At 71.5% G+C, this 18,507-nt stretch carries 15 protein-coding genes; 6 read left to right on the top strand and 9 right to left on the bottom strand.

Annotated features, from left to right (window positions below; all coding sequences use genetic code 11):
* The first annotated feature begins 17 nt into the window (after positions 1–17).
* A complete protein-coding gene (locus HUT10_RS31750; RefSeq protein ID WP_176174555.1) occupies positions 18–2,255 on the top strand; it encodes a helicase-associated domain-containing protein in 2,238 nt (745 codons plus the stop codon).
* 56 nt (positions 2,256–2,311) lie between these two features.
* A complete protein-coding gene (locus tag HUT10_RS31745; RefSeq protein WP_176174554.1) occupies positions 2,312–2,872 on the top strand; it encodes a hypothetical protein in 561 nt (186 codons plus the stop codon).
* On the opposite strand, the gene HUT10_RS31740 is transcribed toward HUT10_RS31745, so the two are convergent.
* From HUT10_RS31740 to HUT10_RS31715, 6 genes are all read right to left on the bottom strand, one after another.
* Entirely contained in the window at positions 2,869–4,098 is a 1,230-nt protein-coding gene (locus HUT10_RS31740) for a DUF742 domain-containing protein (RefSeq protein WP_176174553.1), read from the bottom strand. The genes HUT10_RS31745 and HUT10_RS31740 overlap by 4 nt on opposite strands.
* Positions 4,099–4,104: 6 nt before the next feature.
* Entirely contained in the window at positions 4,105–4,521 is a 417-nt protein-coding gene (locus HUT10_RS31735; protein WP_043776340.1) for a roadblock/LC7 domain-containing protein, read from the bottom strand.
* Between the two features lie 378 nt (positions 4,522–4,899).
* Positions 4,900–5,508, bottom strand: a complete 609-nt coding sequence (locus tag HUT10_RS31730; protein WP_043776338.1) for an ATP/GTP-binding protein — start codon at positions 5,506–5,508, stop codon at positions 4,900–4,902.
* A complete protein-coding gene (locus HUT10_RS31725; RefSeq protein WP_176174552.1) occupies positions 5,489–6,268 on the bottom strand; it encodes a DUF742 domain-containing protein in 780 nt (259 codons plus the stop codon). The genes HUT10_RS31730 and HUT10_RS31725 overlap by 20 nt, the downstream gene beginning before the upstream one ends.
* A gap of 25 nt (positions 6,269–6,293) precedes the next feature.
* Positions 6,294–6,755 carry a roadblock/LC7 domain-containing protein gene (locus tag HUT10_RS31720; RefSeq protein WP_003085376.1) on the bottom strand — a complete coding sequence of 154 codons (462 nt, stop codon included), beginning with the start codon at positions 6,753–6,755 and terminating at the stop codon, positions 6,294–6,296.
* Positions 6,756–6,775: 20 nt separating this feature from the next.
* A complete protein-coding gene (locus HUT10_RS31715) occupies positions 6,776–9,925 on the bottom strand; it encodes a nitrate- and nitrite sensing domain-containing protein (protein WP_176174551.1) in 3,150 nt (1,049 codons plus the stop codon).
* Positions 9,926–10,650: 725 nt separating this feature from the next.
* Here HUT10_RS31715 and HUT10_RS31710 point away from each other — a divergent pair.
* From HUT10_RS31710 to HUT10_RS31695, 4 genes are read left to right on the top strand one after another with little or no spacing between them, the layout of a single operon-like run.
* Positions 10,651–11,655, top strand: a complete 1,005-nt coding sequence (locus HUT10_RS31710) for an ABC transporter substrate-binding protein (RefSeq protein ID WP_176174550.1) — start codon at positions 10,651–10,653, stop codon at positions 11,653–11,655.
* Positions 11,656–11,668: 13 nt separating this feature from the next.
* Positions 11,669–12,439, top strand: coding sequence for an ABC transporter permease (locus HUT10_RS31705; RefSeq protein WP_176174549.1), 771 nt, complete (start codon positions 11,669–11,671; stop codon positions 12,437–12,439).
* Entirely contained in the window at positions 12,436–13,269 is an 834-nt protein-coding gene (locus tag HUT10_RS31700) for an ABC transporter permease (protein ID WP_176174548.1), read from the top strand. Before HUT10_RS31705 ends, HUT10_RS31700 begins: the two co-directional genes overlap by 4 nt.
* Positions 13,270–13,290: 21 nt before the next feature.
* Entirely contained in the window at positions 13,291–14,151 is an 861-nt protein-coding gene (locus HUT10_RS31695) for an ABC transporter ATP-binding protein (RefSeq protein ID WP_176174547.1), read from the top strand.
* A gap of 48 nt (positions 14,152–14,199) precedes the next feature.
* Here the strand turns inward: HUT10_RS31695 and mdlC are convergent, their stop codons facing one another.
* From mdlC to HUT10_RS31680, 3 genes are all read right to left on the bottom strand, one after another.
* Positions 14,200–15,786, bottom strand: a complete 1,587-nt coding sequence (mdlC, locus tag HUT10_RS31690) for a benzoylformate decarboxylase (RefSeq protein WP_176174546.1) — start codon at positions 15,784–15,786, stop codon at positions 14,200–14,202.
* Between the two features lie 59 nt (positions 15,787–15,845).
* Positions 15,846–16,718 (bottom strand): helix-turn-helix transcriptional regulator, encoded by an 873-nt coding sequence (locus HUT10_RS31685; RefSeq protein WP_176174545.1) that lies wholly within the window; start codon positions 16,716–16,718, stop codon positions 15,846–15,848.
* An 82-nt stretch (positions 16,719–16,800) separates the two neighbouring features.
* Positions 16,801–18,450 (bottom strand): protease pro-enzyme activation domain-containing protein, encoded by a 1,650-nt coding sequence (locus HUT10_RS31680; protein WP_176174544.1) that lies wholly within the window; start codon positions 18,448–18,450, stop codon positions 16,801–16,803.
* Positions 18,451–18,507 lie beyond the last annotated feature (57 nt).

Below are 18,507 nucleotides of genomic sequence, written 5' to 3'. Positions count from 1 at the left end.
CGGTACCCTGGTCTTCTATGCCCGCGACCTCTTTGGCGGACTGGCTGCGTGCGGAGTCCGACGACGCACTCGCCGAGCTGCTCCGCACGCGGCGCGACCTGTCCACGCCCCCGCCGTCCGACAGCACGGTGCTGGCCACCCGGGCCGGCACGCCGGGCTCGGTCGCGCGCGCCTGTGAGGACCTCGACACCTTCACCCTGGCCGTGCTCGAAGCGTGCCTGCTCGCCGGCGCGGACCGCGACCCGGTGCCCGTGGCCGAGGTCGCGAAGCTGGTCGGGGCCGACATCGCCGCGCCGCTGGCGTGCCTGCGCGCGCGGGCGCTGACCTGGGGCCCGGATGACGCCCTGCGCGTACCGCCCGCGGCGCGGGAGGCCCTCGGGCCGTTCCCGGCCGGGCTGGGCGCGTCGGCGCCGTCGCTGGCCGGAGAAGACCTCAAGGCGCGGCTCGCCGAGCTGCCCGACGACGAGCGCGGCGTGCTGACCGCCCTCGCCGCCGGCCCGCCGATCGGCCGCACCCGCGACGCCGGGCTGGACCTCCCGCTCGAGAAGGCCGGGACGCCGGTGCAGAAGCTGCTCGCCCGCGGCCTGCTGCTGCGGCGGGACGACCAGACCGTCGAGCTGCCGCGCGAGCTCGGCATCGCGGTGCGCGGCGGGGTGTTCGCGCCCGGCACGCTCACCGAGCCCGAGCTGCCGGTCCACCCGCACCAGACGGCCACCCTGGACGAAGCGGCGGCCGGCGAGGCGATGGAGTTCCTGCGCCACACCGAAGCGCTGCTGCGGGCGTGGTCGGCCGCGCCGCCGCCGGTGCTCAAGTCGGGCGGTCTCGGCGTGCGGGAGCTGAAGAAGCTCGCCAAGGACCTGGAGATCGACGAAACCCAGGCGATCCTGCTGGCCGAGCTGGTCGTGGGCGCCGGGCTCGTGGCCGACAGCGAGGCGACGGCGCCCGAGTGGGTGCCGACGACGCTGACCGACTCGTGGCTCGCGTCGCCGACCGCGCAGCGGTGGATGACGCTCGCCCAGGCGTGGCTGGAGCTGCCGCGGCTGCCCGGGCTGGCCGGCGGCCGCGACGCCAAGGACAAGCCGATCGCCCCGCTGTCGGAGGACCTGCGCCGCCCGCTGGCGCCGGTCGCGCGGCGGCGGGTTCTGGCCGCACTGGCCGACCTGCCCCGCGGCGCCGGGGTGAAGAGCGTCGACGAGCTGGTCGCGGTGCTGGCCTGGCGGGCCCCGCGCCGGGGCGGGCGGCTGCGGGACGAGACCGTCCGCTGGACGATGGCCGAGGCGAGCGCCCTCGGGATCGTCGCTCTCGGCGGCCTCACGACGGCGACGCGGGCACTGCTGGCCGACGACCGGCCGGGCGCGGTCGAGGCGGTCCTGGACGCGCTGCCCGCGCCGGTGGACCGCGTGCTGCTGCAGGCCGACCTGACGGTCGTCGCGCCAGGGCCGCTGGAGCCGGAGCTGGCGGCGGAGATCTCCGCGGTGGCCGACGTCGAATCGGCGGGGCACGCGACGGTCTACCGGATCACCGAGGGCTCGGTGCGCCGGGCGCTGGACACCGGCCGCACGGCCGACGAGCTGCACGCGCTGTTCAAGGCGAAGTCGGCCACCCCGGTCCCGCAGGGGCTGAGCTACCTGATCGACGACGTCGCCCGCAGGCACGGCCGGCTGCGCGGCGGCGTCGCGGCGTCGTTCCTGCGCTGCGACGACGAGGCACTGCTGGCCGAGGTGCTGGCCCACCCCGTCGCGGCGGAGCACGCGCTGCGCCTGATCGCGCCGACGGTGGTGATCAGCCCGGACCCGCTGCACGAGGTCCTGGCCGCCCTGCGCGGCGCCGGCTTCGCCCCGGCGGCGGAGGGCCCGGACGGCCGCGTGGTCGACATCCGGCCGGGCGGCCGCCGCCTGCCCGCCAAGGCCAGGGCGGCCCGCCGCAGCCCGGGTGAGCAGGCGGTGCTGACCGAGGACCAGGCGGCGCGGATCGTCTCGAACCTCCGGGCGGGCGACGCGGCCACGGTCCGCCGCCGCGGGTCCGCGGTGCGGGCACCGGTGGGCGGCGGCGCGGACACGTCGGCAACGCTGGAACTGCTGTCACGGGCGACCCTGGAGCGCCGCGAGGTGTGGATCGGGTTCGTCGACTCCCGCGGGACGGCGAGCCAGCGCGTGGTCCGGCCCGTGCGCGTCGGCGGCGGGGTGCTCGAAGGCGAGAACAACGAGCGGTACTCGCTGCACCGGATCACCTCCGCCGCGCTCGTGGAGGACTGACGCCGGATCCGGTGAATCCCGCATCGGACCGGCCGCGCCGGTGGTAGGCCTTGATCATGAAGCGGGGAACGCGGGTCACGGCACTGGCGGTCGCGGCGGTGGTGAGCGGGACGGGCTTCGCCACGGCGGGGCACTCGGCGTACACCGTCCGCGGGACCACGCACATCGCGAAGCCGGACACCGATCTCGAGCTCGGGCCGGGCCGGGCCGAGCTGGACACCGGACCCGGCACCTTCTCCGGGACGATCACGCTGCCCCCGGCCGTGGTGACCCGGTCGCTGCCCGGGGTCGGCCAGGTCAGCGGCACCGTCACGTTCGGACCCGGCCACGCCGAAGGCTCGCTGGCCGGCGGCTTCTCCGGCTCGGCGACCTGGCCGGTGACGCTCACGGACGTCCGCGTCAACGGCGTCTCCTACGACGTCGGCGAATGCGGCACGGCCGAGCCGCTGACGACCGAGCTGACGTCGGGCGACTTCACCCCCGGTACCGGCGGCCGCCTCGAATCGACGTACGCGATCGGGGCCTTCGAGAACTGCGGCTCGGCGACGCCGATGATCAACGCCGTCGTCCCGGGGCCGGGCAACACCCTCGCGCTCGACTTCACCGCGGCCGGTTAGAGCGCGCGGAGACCGGCCAGGACGCGTTCCATGAACTCGCGGGACGAGCGGTCGCCGAGGATGAGCTCGGTCTGGTGGATCAGCACCAGTCCGATGTCGGCCATGTCGCCGACCAGCACCTTCACCACGCCCAGCGGCAGCCGCAGGTGGGCCGCGATCTCGGCGACGGACCGGGTGTCCAGGCACAGGTCGCAGATCCGGCGGTGCTCGACCGAACGCACCCCGCGGTAGCGGCGGCCGTCGTCCGACGTCGAGACCAGGGCCTCCAGGGCCAGGTTGTGGTCGGAACGGGTGCGGCCGCCCGTGCGGGCGTACGGGCGGACCCGCGAGCCCGGTGACGCGACCGGGACCGGGCTCGCCACCCGGGCCGGTTCGTTCCAGGCCGGGTCCTCCCACGGTTCCGGGTTCGGGATCCAGCGGGTCTCCGGGTCCGGCGGGGGTGTCCAGTCGGCGGGCGGCGGGGCCCACGACGGCGGGGGTGCCACCGGCGCGGGCGGGGACACCGGGTGCGGCCGCGACACCGGCGCGGGCGGCCGCGGGGCCGGCGGACGGGGCGCGGGCGGGCGCGGGGCGAGCGGCTGGTGGGACGGCGGCGCGGGCGGGCGGGCGCCCCGCGGCGGGGTCCACGCGGGCTCCAGCGGCGGCGGCTCCGGCTCGAACCGCTCGTCGTCCTGCCACTCCGGCTCGACGGGGTCGTAGCCGTCGTCGCCGACGACCGGCGAGTGGGCGCCCTCGAAGCCCAGCGGGTCGGCGGGCTCCGGGGCGCGGCGGCGGCCCTGGTAGCCGCCGAACGCCGGGCGGGCCGGGGCCGGCTCGTCGTCGGCGTACCCCGGCGAATAGCCGCCGGGGAAGCTCCCGGACTCCGGCGCACGTCCGCCCTGGTAACCCACCGGCTCGCCGGCGTGCTCCGCCGAGCGCCGGCCAGGAAGAGCCTCAGGACGCGCGTACTCCGGCGACGGCGAGCGCCTGGCCCGGCGGCCCGTGGGCTCCTCGGCGGGCTCCGCGTAGTCGTCCTCGTCGTCGGCCGACGAGCCCCACTCGCGGGTGTCCTCGTCGGTGTACCCCTGCGCGTCCGGCTGCGGCCGGGACGGCTTGCGCTTGGGCATGATCATCGACAACGTCGACATGTCGAACTTGCTGGGCGAATCGAAACCCTCGCGCTCGGTGCCGCGGTGCAGTGCGTCCCAGCCGCTGGAGTCCGGATCGTCGAATCCCGAAATCCTCATCTCGCCCTACCCACGCACGCCACCCTGCAGCTGGGCGCGCAGCTCGGGGGTGATCTGCTGGCCGACCCGCTCGACGAGCAGCGTCATCTCGTAGGCGACCGTGCCGATGTCGCACGTCGGCGCGGCCAGCACGGCCAGCGACGAACCGTCCGAAACGGACATCAGGAACAAGTAGCCGCGCTCCATCTCCACCACGGTCTGGTTGACGCCGCCCGCTTCGAAGCAGCGCGCCGCCCCCGCCGTCAAGCTGATCAGCCCGGACGCGACCGCCGACAGCTGCTCGGCGCGTTCCTGGGGCAGCCCTTCCGACGGCGCCAGCAGCAACCCGTCCGCGGACACCAGAACCGCGTGCGCGGCGCCGGGCACCCGGCGGACGAAGTCCGTGATGAGCCAGCCGAACGAACCCTGGCCGGAAGCCGTCACTCCTGCTCCTCCTTGCTCGTGCGGCGTCGCCCGCCGCACCCCGGAGCGCCCGGCACGGCCGGTCGGCGACGCCACGGTAAAGCGTATTCGCACCGCCGGTGGTGTCGAGCCCGCCACCGGCCGGCCGCTGCGCACCCTACGTGTGCTCGCGGCCGGGATCGGCGGCAGCCCAGCTCGCCTCCCCCGTCCGGGGGACACCCGGCGGCGCGCACCCGCTCGCCATCGGCGCAGGTCAGCCCGGGTGCCGGGGACGCCGGCACCCGGCGCCGCCGGACCGCGCCGGGAGGCTGCTCCTCCGGACGGTGACGGCGCTCCCCGAAGTGGGTGAAGCACGTGGAGTTCACTCCAACGGCCGCATCCGGTTCGGGGCGTCATGGGCTAGCCCGCGCGCAACGCCGAATCGTGCGCGATCGCGTGCTGGACGACCGAGATCAACACCTGCTTCGCGGACTCCCGCTCGCGCGCGTCGCACGCCATGATCGGGACCGACGGCGCGATGGTGAGCGCGTGCCGGACGTCTTCGATCTGGTGGTGCAGCAGCCGGTCGAAGCAGTTGATGGCCACGACGTAGGGCAGCTTCCGGTTCTCGAAGAAGTCGATCGACGGGAACGCGTCGGCCAGCCGCCGCGTGTCCACCAGCACGACCGCGCCGATGGCGCCGACCGCGAGGTCGTCCCACATGAACCAGAACCGGTGCTGACCGGGGGTGCCGAACACGTACAGCACCAGGTCCGAGTCCAGCGAGATGCGCCCGAAGTCCATCGCCACGGTCGTGGTGGTCTTGTTGGGCGTGGCCGAGGTGTCGTCGTGTCCGACGCTGGCCTCGGTCATCATGGCCTCGGTGGTCAGCGGGTCGATCTCGGAGATCGCCCCGACCAGCGTTGTCTTCCCCGAACCGAACCCGCCGGCGACCACGATCTTGGCCGACGAGGTCGGACCCGTCACCTGCGGCGCGTTCGCGTCGGAGTCAAATTCTCCGAAGCCCACTGAGCACCCTTTCCATGAACTCGATACTCGGGCGGTCGCCCACGGTCGGGCTGCTGGAGTGCACCAGCACCAGCCCGAGGCCCGCCACGTCACCAATCAACACGCGCACCACGCCGAGCGGCAGGCGCAGCAGCGCCGCCACCTCGGCCACCGACCTGGTGTCGAGGCACAGGTCGCAGATCGACCGGTGCTCGGGCACCCGGACCCGGTCGAGCATCCGGCCCTGTTCGCTCGTCGAAATCAGCGCCTCGATCGCCAGGTCGAGGGTCGCCTTCGTCCGGCCCCGGGTCCGGAAGTACGGCCGGACCAGCCCGGACGTCTCCATCTCCGTCGGCGGCGGCGCGTCGACGTACTCCTGGTGGGCCTGCTGCGGCAGCGCCGCGGCGAACTCACCGGAGTCCGGACCCGCCCCGAAGTCGCGCTCGGTCGTGTACGCCGCGAAGTCACGCGCGTCGTACAGCGGCCCGCTCGACCCGCCGAACAGCTCCGCGCCCGGACCGCCGAGGAGGCGGTCGCGGTACTCGGTGCCGCCGGCGATCGGCCGGATCGGCTCCTGCCCGGCGTTGCTGTCGGTCAGCCAGTTCGGTGGCTCCCGGACGGGGTCGCTGTCGGACGCCTGCACCCGCCGCGCACGCCACTCGCGGTCGACGCGGTCACGGAACGACTGCCAGTCCTCCCGGCTCTCGTCCGACTGGTCGGACCACCCGCCGGAGAAGTCGTCACCGAGCCGCCCATCACCCCTCAAGCGCCCGTCGTCCACGGCTCTCTCCTCGGTTCCCAGGTCCTCAGCGGCGGACGGCCGCACCCTGCAGTTGCGCCCGCATCTCCGGAGTCAGCTGCTGGCCGACCCGCTCCACCAGCAGGGTCATCTCGTAGACGACCAGGCCGATGTCACTCTCCGGCGACCCCAGAACCGCCAGACACGAACCGTCGGAAACCGACATGAGGAAGAGGAAACCGTTGGCCATCTCGACCACGGTCTGCGCCACCGTGCCGCCCTCGAACACCTTGGCCGCGCCGCGCGCGAGGCTGGTCAGCCCCGACGCCACCGCCGCCAGCTGGTCCGCCCGGTCCTTCGGCAGGCCACGCGAAGCCGCCAGGAGCAGGCCGTCGGCCGACACCACGACCGCGTGGGCCGCGCCGGGCACCCGGTGCACGAAATCCGTGATCAGCCAAGCGAAGCTGCCGGCATTGTTCGCCTTGGCATGCGCCTGGCCGTTCGGCTGCGCGGAGCCACCCGGCTGCATTGCACCCGCCCGTGTCACTTTCACTCCTCACTGCTGTCTGTGGTGTTGCCACGCCCCGGAACCCTGCTGCTTTCCAGCTGTTCTTCGCCCGGGAGTTCCTTCAAAGCGTGCCGTCCCGAGGTGTAGCCCCGCTGGAAGCTTGCCATCCTGCTCCGCGCCGCGGACGCCGAGCGGGTGATCGCACCCGTTCCGGGCATGCCCGCGGTGTTGTCCGCGAAGCTGTTCTGCGGCGGAGCGTCGACCGAAGGACTGCTGATCGAGCCCGGCACCAGGTAGGCGTTCGGGACGCGCTTGGGCAGCCCGGCCGGGGTGATCTCCTCGTTCTTCGACTCCAGCAGCGACTGCGCCGCCTGCCAGCCGTCGTCGGAGGCGCTGTGCCAGCCGTCGTCGGCGGGGAGGAGCGGGTGCCGGGTGGCCGCGGTCGGCTGGAGCTCGTCACGAACCGGCTCGGCCTTCGGGGCGACCCTGGCCGGCTCGTCGATGCCGTTGAGCGGCGGCAGGTTGGGGTCTTCCCCGTCGCTCTGCGGCGGCACCGGATCGGCGGCCGAGTCGTCACCCTCACTGAACCAGCGTGACAGCACCGACTGGTAGATCGGCAACCGCCGGGTGGGTACATCGTCCTCGAGCGCCGACGAGCCGACCTCGTTCGCGGGCGGCGGCGGGGCCGGTGGCGGCTCCTCCGGCGGCACGAACTTCGGCTCGCGCTTGGGCAGCACCAGCGGCGCGAACTGCGTGTCGGCGGCCCGAGAGCTGGCCCCGTCACCGTTCGACGACGGCGTCAGCGGCGCCAGGTCCTCGGCGGTCGGCCAGGCTGGCGTCTCCGGCTTCGGCAGCTCGGGCGACAGGAACGGGCCCGCCGCGCGGCCGCCGCTGACCAGGTCGTCCAGGCTGATCGGCTGGTCGAGCGGCACCAGGCCGCCCTGGCTCGCCACCGGCTCGGGTGCGGGCGGCGGTGGCAGTGCCGGCGTCGGGTTCGAGCGCGGGGGCGGTGTCTGCGCGAATGTCTGCGTCTGGTCGAAGTCCGAGCGCGCGGCCGGGATCGGCGGGATGCTCGGCATCGACATCGACGTCTCGGAGCGGTTCGCCGGCGGCGGCGTCTGCCGCTGCATGCCCGGGCGGAGCTGGGTCAGCAGCTCGGCCGGGACGACGACCCGCGCGATCACGCCGCCTTCGATGTCCTCGTTCTCGCGCAGCCGGACCTCGATGCCGTGGCGCTTGGCCAGCCGCGAAACCACGTACAGACCCATTCGCCGGGTCACCGACACGTCCAGGTCCGGCGGGTCGGCCAGGCGGGCGTTGACCTCGGCCAGCCGCTCCTCGCTCATGCCGACACCGTGGTCGGTGACCTGGATGGCCAGCGCCTTGCGGCGGGTCACCACGGCCCGGACGATGACCTTCGTCTCCGGCTCGGAGAAGTAGGTCGCGTTGTCCAGGAGCTCCGCGAGGACGTGCACGAGGTCGTGGATCGCCAGGCCCTGGACCGCGACGTCGGGCACGATGCCGACCTCGATCCGGGCGTACTGCTCGATCTCGGACACCGCGGCGCCGATGACGTCGGCGGCGGGCACCGGCTTGGGCACCGACTTGGCCAGGCCGGCGCCGGAGAGCACCAGCAGGGACTCACCGTTGCGCCGCAGCCGCGTCGCGAGGTGGTCGAGCTCGAACAGGCTGGCCAAGTGGTCCGGGTCCTGCTCGTCGGCTTCCAGCCGGTCGATCACGCCGAGCTGGCGTTCCACCAGCCGCTGCGACCGGCGGGACAGGTTCACGAAGATGCCGTTGACGTTCTCGCGCAGGAGGGCCTGCTCGGCGGCCATCTTGACGGCTTGTTCGTGGACGATGTCGAACGACCGCGCGACCTCGCCGATCTCGTCGCGGGAGGTGACGGGCACCGGCTGGACGGCCTTCTTGGAGGCGCCGACCGGGTCCGGGTCGTCGAGGATCGCCTGCACGGTTTCCGGCAGCCGGGTGTAGGCGACGTCCAGCGCGCTCTTCCGCAGCACCCGCAGCGGGCGCAGCATCAGGCGGGCGACGACGAGCATCAGCGCGACGGCGAGGGCCAGCGCGGCGAGGACCACGGCACCGCCGACCCACGCGGAGTTGACCGCCGCCGTGGCGAGGTCGTCGGCGCGGGTCTTCAGCTGGGCCAGCAGGTTCGACTCGACCGCGTGCAGCTTGTCGGCCGAGACGGTGCTGTCCTTGCCGAGCGCGGTCGTGTCGATGTTCGGCGGGTCACCCAGCTGGGCGAAGGAGAACGCCGACGTCTGGATCCGCCGCCGGTCGTCGACCTCCGGGCCGGAGTAGGTGTCGTTGTAGAGCTGGCGCTGGTCGTCGTCGGCGTTCGCGAGGAAGGCCGCGACCGAGGCGTCGGCACTGGACGCCGACGCGCGCGTCTGGTCGAGGAGGTCGCCGGGGAAGTTGCCGCGGAACGCGGCGATCTGCAGCTCGGCGTCGGAGCGGGTGGTGAACTCCTTGGCCTCGCTGATCGCCTGCGTGCTCGTGCCGAGGCGGAGCACGTCCCGGTCGGTGACCGCGGTGGTGACCTCGCGGCCCAGCTCGATCAGCGAGTCGATGATGCCCGAATAGGCGGTGAGGACCGTCATGTCGGGCAGACTGTTCTGGGCGTTGAACGCCGCTCGCAGCGGACGCAGGGCGTCGAGGCGCTGGAGACCGCGGGCGTAGCGGTCCTTGGTCGCCTGGTCGTCGTAGCCGAGGGTGCCGGCCGCGCCGCGCAGGTCGGCGACTTCGCGGTCGACCTTGGCGATCTGCGAGTCGAGCCCGGTCTGCAGCAGCTGGTTGCCCGAAGAGATCCGGGCGACGGCCAGCGAGCGTTCGTTCTGCAGCTCGTGCACCACTGTGGTGACCTTGACGGCGAACGCGACCTGGTCGGCGGTGCGCTGGAACTCGGCCGCCTCGCGGGCGTCGTCGATCACGCGTACCGCGCCCAGTGCGAGCGCTGTGAGGGTCGGGATGATCAGGACCGCGGCCAGCTTGGACCGCAGCCGCCAGTCACGCATGCCGGAGAACAGCCCGGCCTTCCGGCCCGGATCCGCTCCGGGCGACTGCGCGGGGGCCCCTCCCACCCCCGCGGCGTCTTCGTTCGGCACCGCCGCTCCACCATCATCGTTCGTGCTCGGGAAACCCTGGTCGGTCCAGCGCCCGCCAGGGCGCATCGCGTTCTCCTCAGCCACTCGTCTGCACGCTCCCGGCGTTCCGGCGCTCCGGCCCATCGGAAGGAGCCCAGCGCAAGACGCTACCCGTACGGGTGAAAAGATCGTCTCCAGTGTCGACACTGGGGGTTCCTGAACCCCGTCCGGGCGGACGGAATCGGTTCAGCTCGAGCATCACGGTCGGGTCCCTGCGCTGGTCTTGCATCGGTCTGTTGGTTGGCCCTAACCCACCGGCGCGGCGGTTGTGCCCGGCCAGGCAGTGGTCTTCGCGGGGAAGATTCTCTCAGGAAAAGCACAGTGTGTGCTGGTACACCGAAGTGGGACTGCTTGATCGGCCATCCAGGCACTCTCTCTCACTACATCGGAGGTTGATACCTCCCCGCAGGTGCAGAGGGTAGCGAACGGCCGGGGAAGATGTAACCCTCCCGACAGGACCCGCTCAATCTTGCACAGCGTTCGCTCAGTCGGCGCACAGAAGTCATCGCTGATTCAGGAACCTCACCCTACGCTGGGTAAACCGTTACGGCGAGTGGAGCAGTGGGTCTAGACCAGAGGCCGAAAGAGTGACGTGCGCCACTCGGTCCGGTAGTCGTTCCACCCATTGTGAGCGAGCTGTCACGTTCTCTACAGTGGCCCGCGTGGCTCCCGAGAATGAGTCACGCACTTCCACTGAAATCGGTTCCCCAACCGTCACTTTCTTCAAGGAGCAGGCCTTGCTTGGAAACGCCATGAGCAGTGGCCGGGTTCGCACTCGCCGCGCCGCGCTCGGGCTCGCCCTCACGGTCGCAGCCGCCACGGCCCTCACCGGCTGCAGTGCGCTCGGCTCGGACAGCTCGAACGCCTCGTCGAACGGGGGCGGCCTGGAGAAGTCGAAGATCAAGGTCTCCATCATGCCGACCACCGACCTCGGGCCGTTCTGGCTGGCCCTGGACGGCGGCTACTTCAAGGCCGAGGGTCTCGACGTCGAGCAGATCGTCGCCAAGAGCGGCCAGGAGTCGATGCAGAAAGCGATCTCCGGCGAGGTCGACATCGCCCTCTCGACGTACACGCCGTTCTTCGTCGCCAAGGGCAAGGGCGAGGACATCCAGCTGGTCGCCGACGGCACGTCGGTGAACGCGAAGAGCAACGCCATCGTCACGGTGCCGAACTCGCCGGTCAAGACGGTCAACGACCTGAAGGACAAGCGAATCGCGATCACGGCCAAGAACACCGCGTCCGACATCCTCACCAAGTCCGTCATGAAGGACCACGGCGTCGACTTCAGCGGGGTCAAGTGGACCCTGGTCCCGCTGCCGAACATGGCGGCGGCGCTGAAGGACAACCAGGTGGACGCGGCCTACATGCCGGAGCCGATGCTCACGCAGGCGGCGAAGACCGTCGGCGCGACGCCGGTCATCGACATCAACACCGGCGCCAGCCAGGACTTCCCGCTGACCGGCTACGGCTCGACGACGAAGTGGGTCCAGGGCAACCCGAAGACCCTCGCGGCCTTCCAGCGCGCGATGAAGAAGGCCACCAGCGACGCGATCAACGACCGCTCGAAGGTCGAGCCGCTGCTGGTCAAGTACGCGAAGATCGACGAGGACACGGCCAAGCTGCTCACCCTGCCGGGTTACGGCTCGGTCCTGGACGCCCGGCGCCTGCAGCGGGTCCCCGACCTGCTGCTGCAGATGGGCGTCATCACCAGCAAGGTCGACGCGGCGCCGATGATCGCGCCGCAGGCCACCAGCTGATCACCTGCCTGACGTGAAGAAACTGCTCCGCGGCCTGGCCGGCCTGGTCGGCTTCCTCCTGTTCTGGGAGGTCGTCGTCCAGGTCGGCTTGGTCGACAAAACGTTCATCCCGCCGCCGAGCGTCGTGCTGGGCACCGTCTGGGACCTGCTCGGTGACCCCGAGTTCATCCGGGACATCGTCGCGACGATGCTGGCCTGGCTGATCGCCATCGCGGTCGCGATCGTGATCGGCGTGCCCGCCGGCCTGCTGCTCGGCAGCATCCCGGCCCTGCGCACGGCCACCGCCGCGATCGTGGAGTTCCTCCGGCCGATCCCGGTCACCGCGCTGGTGCCACTGGTGCTGATCGTGATCGGCTCCGGCCCGGACGCGAAGATCATCCTCGCCGTGTACGCCTCGCTGTGGCCGATCATGTTCAACACGATCTACGGCATGGGCGAGATCGACCCGGTGCTGATGGAGACCGCCCGCGCGTGCGGGACCAGCCGGTTCCGCATCCTGTCGTCGGTCGCGCTGCCGCAGACCGCGCCGTTCGTCTTCACCGGCGTCCGGCTGTCGGCGACCATCGCGCTGATCGCCGTGGTCAGCGTCGAGTTCCTGGCCGGTTCCCAGGTCGGCCTCGGCAGCTTCATCATCGTGGCCAGCACCGGTTCCACCCGGTTCGACCTGGTACTGGCGGGCACCGTGGTGGCCGGGACGCTGGGCTACCTGATCAACGAAGGGCTCGACCAGCTCGGCCGGCGGCTGTTCCGGTGGAGCACGGTCGACCGGGAGGCGATCGCGTGACGGCGGCAACCCTTTCGGGCCGGGTGGGCAGGCGCGCCGCGCGCGGTGCCGCCACGGTCCTGCGCAACTGGCTGCTCTTCGCCCTCATGGTGGTCGTGTGGGAGTTCGCCGCGCGGGCCGGCGGGAGCAGGTTCTTCCCGCCGCCGACGGAGATCGCGACCACCGCGGCGAAGCTGTGGTTCACCGGGCCCGCGTCACATCTGTTCCTCACCGACGCGGTGTTCGACAACGTCGTCCCCAGCCTGGCCCGGATGCTCGGCGGGTGGGCGCTGGCCGCGGTCGTCGGCATCGTCCTCGGCGTGCTGATCGGCCGGTCGGAGACGGCGATGGACTACGTCGGCCCGCTGTTCGCGTTCTTCCGCTCGATCCCGCCGCCCACGCTGATCCCGGTGTTCGCGGTGCTGTTCGGGCTGAGCTCGGGCATGCAGATCGGGTCGATCATCTTCGGCGCGGTCTGGCCGGTGCTGCTCAACGCGGTCGACGGCGTCCGCTCGGTCGACCAGGTGAAGGTGGAGACGGCCCGGTCGTTCCGCACGCCCAAGGCGTACTGGCTCGGCATGGTCGTGCTGCCGGCGGCGGCCCCGAAGATCTTCGCCGGGCTGCGGGTCAGCCTGTCGATCTCGCTGCTGCTGATGGTCGTGTCCGAGCTCGTCGGTGCGTACAACGGCATCGGGCGGTCGCTGCTGAACGCCCAGCAGGACTTCGATTTCCCCACCATGTGGGCGTGGCTGGTGCTGCTGGGCATCCTCGGCTACGTCTTCAACATGGTTTTCCTGGCCGCGGAGCGGCGGGTGCTGGCCTGGCAGCCGACCCGCCTCGGCCGCGGCTGACGCTTCGAAAGGCCTCTCCCCATGACCACCATGCTCGAAGTGTCCGGCCTCAGCCACACCTACGGCGCCGGTGCGAAGGCGCACACCGCGGTGAACAACCTTTCGTTCACCGTCGAAGCCGGTCAGCTGGCCAGCATCGTCGGCCCGTCGGGCTGCGGGAAGTCGACGCTGCTGCGCTGCATCGCCGGGCTGACGCGGGCGACCGACGGCACGGTCAGCCTGCACGGCGACCGCGTCGCCGGCGTGCCGGACGACCTGGCCGTCGTGTTCCAGGACTACAGCCGATCCCTGTTCCCCTGGCTTTCGGTGCAGAAGAACGTCGAGTTCCCGCTGCGGTGGCGGCCGATCTCCAAGGCCGAACGCCGGGCGCGAGCCGCCGAGGCGCTGGAGCACGTCGGCCTGTCCGGCGTCGGCGGCAAGTACCCGTGGCAGCTGTCCGGCGGCATGCAGCAGCGGGTGTCGATCGCCCGCGCGCTGGCCAGCCGCCCGGCGCTGCTGCTGATGGACGAGCCGTTCGCCTCGGTCGACGCCCAGACGCGCTTCGAGCTCGAGGACCTGACCCGCCGCGTGCAGCGCGAGCAGGGCAGCACGGTCCTGGTCGTCACCCACGACATCGACGAGAGCGTCTACCTGTCCGACCGGGTGCTGGTGCTGTCGAAGTCACCGGCTTCGATCGTGGCGGACCTGCCGGTGGACCTGCCAGCCGAGCGCGACCAGATCACCACGCGCGAGTCGGCGGAGTTCGTCACCCTGCGCGGCGAAGTGGCCCGCCTGCTGCACGGCGGCACGCCGGCGGAGGCCGTCAAGGCCGCGTCGGACGCCGCCGAGTGGGAGCTGGCCGAACAGGCCACGGACGTCCAGGAGAGCAAGACCCGCAGCTGACCCGCTGGTGGTCCACAGTGGATGTCCACTGTGGACCACCAGCGGTGGTCAGTACAGCGACTTGGACGAGGCCGCCACCTTGACGTGGACCAGCGTCGGCCGCGGGTCGGCGAGCGCCCTGGTGAGGCCGGGGACCAGATCCGCCGGCTCGGTGATCGTCACGCCGTGGCAGCCCATGCTTTCGGCCAGTCCCGCGAAGCCGATGCCGCCCAGTTCGGTGCCCGGGAGCTTCGCGCCGCCGATCGCGTCGCCGAGGATGCGGACCGCCGCGTACTCGCTGTTGTCCAGGATCACGAACGTGACGGGGAGTTCTTCGCGCGCCGCCGTCCAGAGGGCCTGGATGCCGTACATGCTCGAGCCGTCGCCGATCACGCCGACGACCTTGCGGTCCGGGCGGGCGAGCGCCGCGCCGACCACGCCGGGGACGCCGTAGCCGAGCGTGCCGCTGGCCATCGTCAGGAAGCCGGTGTCGGTGGCCGTGATCGGCAGGTGGTCGTGCAGGATCCCGCGGTGGCTGGGCGCCTCCTCGACGACCAGGGCGTTCTCCGGCAACAGCTCCGCGAGCGTCGAGTAGACGAGTTCGCCGGTCAGCGCGTCGGCGCTCGGCTTGGCGGGACGCGGACGCGGGGCGGGCGCGGGCCGCGTGCTGCGCTCGACGACGTTCAGCAGCGCGCGGATGCCCAGCTTCGGCGTGGCGCGGATGCCGGTGCCCTCGAAGGCGCGTGCGAGGACCTGCTCGTCGTCGCTGACGATGAACAGCGGCGGCAGCGGAGCTTCCCCGCGCCCGCGCTCGACGTGGTAGGTGAACGCGGGCGCCCCGAGCACGACGACGAGGTCGTACGGCGCGAGCGCGTCGGCGACGGCCCCGCGTTCGGGGTCGAGGAACCCTTGGAACAGCGGGTGGTCTTCGGGGAACGAGCACCGGAAGGACATCGGCGCGACCCACACGGCGGCGTTGAGCCGTTCGGCGAGCGCAACGGTCTCGATGACGGCCCCGTCCTGGTCGACGGCACCCCCGACGACGATCGCCGGCCGCTCGGCGGCTTCGAGGGCGGCGTTGAGCTCGTCGACGGCCTCGGGATCGGGCGCGTACCCGCGGATCCGCGGGCGCGAGACGATCGGCCGTTCGGTGGTGACGGACCAGTCATCGGCGGGGACGGAGACGAAGACCGGACCGGAAGGTGCTTGCGTGGCAACGTGGTAGGCCCGCGCGAGGGCGGCCGGGACGTCTTCGGCACTGGCGGGCTCGATGGACCACTTCACGTAGGGCTTGGGGAATTCGGGCGCTTCCAGCGCGCCGAGGAAGGGCTCGTGCGGAAGGAGAGACCGGATCTGCTGCCCCGCGACGACGATCAACGGCGTCCGGTTGCGGTAGGCGTTGAAGAGGCTGCCGAGCCCGTGCCCGACCCCGCCGGCGGAGTGCAGGTTGACCAGCACGGCGTGCCGGGTGGCTTGGGCATAGGCATCGGCCATCGCCACGACGGCGGATTCCTGCAGGCCGAGGACGTAGTCGAAGTCGTCGGGCCAGTCGGTGAGGAACGGCACCTCGGTGGTGCCGGGATTGCCGAAGACCGTGGTGAGGCCGAGTTCGCGGAGGAGTTCACGGGTGGCGTCCAGCACCGTGCGCTTGATCATGCGGACAGGTTAACGCTTAGCCTTGCGAAGGAAAGCCCGCCAAGCGGCCGAACCGAGGTCTACTGCCGTACTCGCTCGGGAAGACATGATCCGCCGCGGTCCAGGATGACCTCACGGAGCAAGGCGTGGGTATCGCGCTCGGTGAGGGCGAGTGTGGCCATGGCTCGCTGGGCTGCCCGGTACTCGGTCGCCTGCCCCTCGCTGTAGAGATAGGCGCTGCTGAGGTACTGCTCCAGGTAGACGATCGGCGGGAGATCGGGGAAGTCGAAGCTCACGAATGCTCCGTGCAGGCCCGCGTGGAACTCGTCGCTGTCCGGCAGAACGCGCACGGTGATGTTCGGCCGCTGCGCCATCGAGTGCAGGTGCTCGAGTTGCGGCACCATGACCTCATCGCCGCCAAGCCGCCCGCGAAGCACGGACTCGGCGATCAGCACCTCGTACGGCAGGCGCCAACGACCCCCGAGCACTTCCCGGCGGCTCATCCGCGCACGCAGCCGCTCCTCGACCTCGAGCGGCGACCGCCGGCCGGCCCGCAAGGCAAGCCGGGCGTAGTCCTCGGTCTGCAGCAAGCCGGGAACCAAGGCAGACTCCCAGTTGAAGATCGTGGATGCCGAGCGCTCGTAGGCGATGTAGGCGGAGATACCGAGCGCGCTCCCCGGCACCGTGCTTTCCAGCCAGTCGGCTTCCTGGGCGGTCGCCGCCAAGGCCAGCAAGCGGTTTCGCTCCACCACGCCGACCTTCAAGAATCCGAGCAGGATCCCCAGCTGGGCGGGCGAGGGCACCCGAATGCCCTTCTCCCAGTGCGAGAGATCCTGCGCCGCCACCTCGGCCAGCCGCGCCAGCTCCCGGACTCCGAGGTTTCGCGCCTTCCTCGCCGCGCGCAGACCGAAGCCGAGCGTTCTCGCACGGGGAGTTGCCATCAGTTTCGCCACGAATACATGGTGTCACCGAAGATGGGCGGATATGGGTGGCGGGGCTGTCGCGAATTTGCGACAGCCCCGCCACCTCCCCTACTCAGCCGATCAGGCCGCTCAGGCCCGCCGCCTTGAACGAACCCCAGCCCGTGACCTGGTCATACCCCGTCGCCGCGGTGAAACCCGTTGTCCCGTGGAGGCTGTTGTTGCCCGATGTCACGTCGTGGAAGCCCGTGCCGTACGACGATCCGTTGCCGATCGAGTAGAACTTCGGGTTCAGGTTGCCCAGTGCCCCTCCGTGCACCTGGTTCTGCAGTGCCGCGAAGGCCGCCCACAGCGGCGTTGCGCCCGAGGTGCCGCCGACCGTCTCCCACGTTCCCGCGCTGTAGATGTAGTAGCCCGACGTCGGGGAGGCGTCCGCCGCCACGTCCGGGACCTTGCGGTACGTCGTGCTCTGCGAGGACTGCCAGGACGGCGCCGTGAACACCGTCGAGATCCCGCCGCCGGTCGAGCCGCCGCTGCTGCCGTCGTTCCACACCACTTCGCTGCTGTAGCCGTTGGACGACGTCACGCTCAGCTTCGTCCCGCCCACACCCGACACGTTCGGGCTCGACGCCGGGAAGTCCACCCCACGGGCCGCCGAACCGGTCTGGCGGTAGCAGTCGGTCGTGCCGTCGTCGCCCGCCGCCGCGAAGTACGAAATGCCCTCCGCGGTGCCGGTCGCGATCGCGCTGCTGACGCTCTTCGCCGCGCTCGACCCTTCGGCCGCTTCGCAGGCGCCCCACGAAATCGAGACCACGTCGACCTTCGCGTCCGACGCGATCTTCTGGTACATCGCCAGTTCGCCGGCGCTCGAGTTCGGGGCCTCGTACACGTAGTCGTTGGCCGCCGCGGCCAGCGCGTGCACGACCTCGATGTCGAGCTCGACCTCGATCTGGCCGTCGCCCGGGGAGGAATCGTAGTTCGCGCCGCTGACCGGGACCGTCGTCACCGAGCCCGCGGACAGGCCGTAGGTGCTGTCGTACCTGGTGATGTTCGACTTCTGGTAGCCGTCGAACTCGACGAAGCCGACGTTCACGCCACTGCCCGTCGCCGAGAGGCTGCTGGTGCCGTAAGCGGTCTTGAGCACCGGCGGCGTCACCGATTTGACGACCTTCGGTTGCGCGAGCGGCTTCGCGGAATGCGTCCGCACCGCGTGGTCGTCGAGGCCGACGACACCGCCCACGACGTCCGAGACGCTCGCCGGCACGGCCGGGACTGCGTCGTTGGCGAAGAAGTCCCGACCGGACGCCTGGTCGTGGTAGGTCCCGATGCGGGTGCGGAACGCCGACTCCAGCTGCGCCGCCGTGCCGGTGAAGGTGATCGCCTGCCGGTTGCCGGAAACCTCGATCCCGCTCACCCCTGCTTTCCCGAGAAATGAGACGGCCTTGTCAACGTCGGCCTGCGTCGGACCGAACCTCGCATTGAACTGCGCCGGGGTCAGAAACCGGTGGTATTGCGGCGATGCCGGATTCTGCACATCAGCGAGGAACTTCTCGAGCGCCTGCTGGTTGTGCAATTTCAGGGAAAGCGCGGCGGTGATCGGCCGATCGGCCGCGACGTCGCCGGTGCGGGCGCTGTTGACCAGCGGGGCGGCGTTGTCGGCCAGCGTGACCAGGGGTTCCGACGCCGCAGCGGCCGGGACGGCCACGGCGAGGCCGAGCAACGCAGGCAGCGGCACAGCGGCCGCGACGAGCTTGCGCAAGCGCATGGGGGGATTTCCTCTCGGCGGTGGGGACCGGGCCTGCGCGCAATGTCAGCCGCAGGT

This window comes from Amycolatopsis sp. Hca4 (genome assembly GCF_013364075.1).
GTDB lineage: Bacteria > Actinomycetota > Actinomycetes > Mycobacteriales > Pseudonocardiaceae > Amycolatopsis.
This window is presented reverse-complemented; position numbering and strand designations above follow the sequence as displayed.

What these genes read in the sequence shown, in the direction of transcription:
- HUT10_RS31750 (WP_176174555.1), top strand. Translation starts at nt 18, where the DNA reads ATGCCCGCGACCTCTTTGGCGGACTGGCTGCGTGCGGAGTCCGACGAC.
- HUT10_RS31745 (WP_176174554.1), top strand. Translation starts at nt 2,312, where the DNA reads ATGAAGCGGGGAACGCGGGTCACGGCACTGGCGGTCGCGGCGGTGGTG.
- HUT10_RS31740 (WP_176174553.1), bottom strand. Translation starts at nt 4,098, where the DNA reads ATGAGGATTTCGGGATTCGACGATCCGGACTCCAGCGGCTGGGACGCA.
- HUT10_RS31720 (WP_003085376.1), bottom strand. Translation starts at nt 6,755, where the DNA reads ATGCAGCCGGGTGGCTCCGCGCAGCCGAACGGCCAGGCGCATGCCAAG.
- HUT10_RS31715 (WP_176174551.1), bottom strand. Translation starts at nt 9,925, where the DNA reads ATGCGCCCTGGCGGGCGCTGGACCGACCAGGGTTTCCCGAGCACGAAC.
- HUT10_RS31710 (WP_176174550.1), top strand. Translation starts at nt 10,651, where the DNA reads ATGAGCAGTGGCCGGGTTCGCACTCGCCGCGCCGCGCTCGGGCTCGCC.
- HUT10_RS31695 (WP_176174547.1), top strand. Translation starts at nt 13,291, where the DNA reads ATGACCACCATGCTCGAAGTGTCCGGCCTCAGCCACACCTACGGCGCC.
- mdlC (WP_176174546.1), bottom strand. Translation starts at nt 15,786, where the DNA reads ATGATCAAGCGCACGGTGCTGGACGCCACCCGTGAACTCCTCCGCGAA.
- HUT10_RS31680 (WP_176174544.1), bottom strand. Translation starts at nt 18,450, where the DNA reads ATGCGCTTGCGCAAGCTCGTCGCGGCCGCTGTGCCGCTGCCTGCGTTG.